The 1,413-nt window shown below is 40.0% G+C and carries 1 protein-coding gene; it reads right to left on the bottom strand.

Going from position 1 to position 1,413, the window contains the following annotated elements; all coding sequences use genetic code 11:
- Nucleotides 1–201: 201 nt before the first annotated feature.
- Nucleotides 202–1,337 (bottom strand): IS3 family transposase gene (locus tag DDE80_RS14335; protein WP_108308619.1). Its coding sequence is split into 2 segments (ribosomal slippage): nucleotides 202–1,112 and nucleotides 1,112–1,337, totalling 1,137 coding nucleotides; the frame shifts between segments, so codons are not numbered across the junction.
- Nucleotides 1,338–1,413: the final 76 nt, after the last annotated feature.

Here is a 1,413-nt window from a genome sequence, read left to right as displayed (position 1 = left end):
ATTGGATCTAAGTCAAGATTTTGGACACAAAAAGATTAAGTTTTTTTGCTGCACAACAACCATTCATGGAGTGTTCCACATCCCAAGTAGATTGTCAAAGTGAAAAGAGCCTTTGATAACCTACTTGTGACGTGGAGAAATAAGCCCATGGATGTTGTGCCACAAAAATGTGGGGGGGGAGATTGGCTCTTACCTCATGTCTTACGCTGCTGCACGACATTGTTGTTCATACGCATCTGGTGTCATATAGCCGATACGTCCATGAATACGCTGGCGATTATACCAGCCTTCAATGTATTGGAAAAGGGCAATTCTCGCTGTCTCAAAGCTGTCATATTTCGTGCGATAGACTTCTTCTTTTTTCAGTGTGGCATGAAAGGATTCGATACACGCATTGTCATAAGGGCATCCCTTGCGACTAAATGACGGCACCATTTCATATTTTTTCAGTTGCTGTTGATACGCTTCGCTTGTATATTGCGTACCTAAATCCGTATGCATAATGAGACCAGGTCCTGGCTTTTGTGTATTCACCGCATTTTCTAATGCATCTAAGACAATGTTAGTTGTCATTTTGCGTGCAAATTTATAGCCTACTATTTTTTTCGTATGCAAATCCATAATCGATGCTAAGTAGCACCAACCATCTCGCAGTGTATGAATATACGTAATATCAGCTACCCATTTTTCGTTGATTGTTGTCGTTGTAAAATCTTGCGCTAGTACGTTTTCACGCTCTTCCACCGATCCAGACGTTGTTGTAGGACGGTATTTCTTTGTAATCACGGATTGTAAGCCTGCTTCCTTCATGAGACGTTGTACACGTTTTAAACTACATGAATAGCCTTTTTGCACCAGTTGCTTATGAATCTTCGGTGCGCCATAACGACCTTTGCTCACTTCATGAAGAATCTTGATTTCTTCCAGCAGCTCCTCATTCGCTGTATGATAACTATTTGGCTTCTTGTGAAATGCTTGATAATACGTACTTTTAGGCATCTTTAATACACGACACATCACTTGGATTGGATGATGCTCGCTCTCTTGGGTAATCAGGTCAATCAGTTCTTGCTCGTCTATTTTCTCGCGAATATGGTCATAGCCTTTTTTAGGATTTCTAGCTCCTGCTTTAATCGAAGATTTTCCTTTTGGATTGCTTCAAAATCGGACACTGTTAACTCTTGTGTCCCTTCGATTGGAGAATGTTGCTTAATCCATTTATAGATTGTTACTTCTGACACACCATATTCGCTAGCAAGTTGACTGACTGACGTACCTGAGTGGTATAGTTCCACGACTGTTTGTTTAAATTCTTGGTTATAACGTTTTTGATTCATTTTTCGGACACGACCTTTCGTTAATTCAATTGTATTGACTTAACCAAGTTGTGTCCATAAATCTATACTACATCTA

Origin of the sequence: Metalysinibacillus jejuensis (assembly GCF_003057615.1) — a bacterium.
GTDB classification, from domain to species: Bacteria; Bacillota; Bacilli; order Bacillales_A; family Planococcaceae; genus Metalysinibacillus; species Metalysinibacillus jejuensis.
This window is presented reverse-complemented; position numbering and strand designations above follow the sequence as displayed.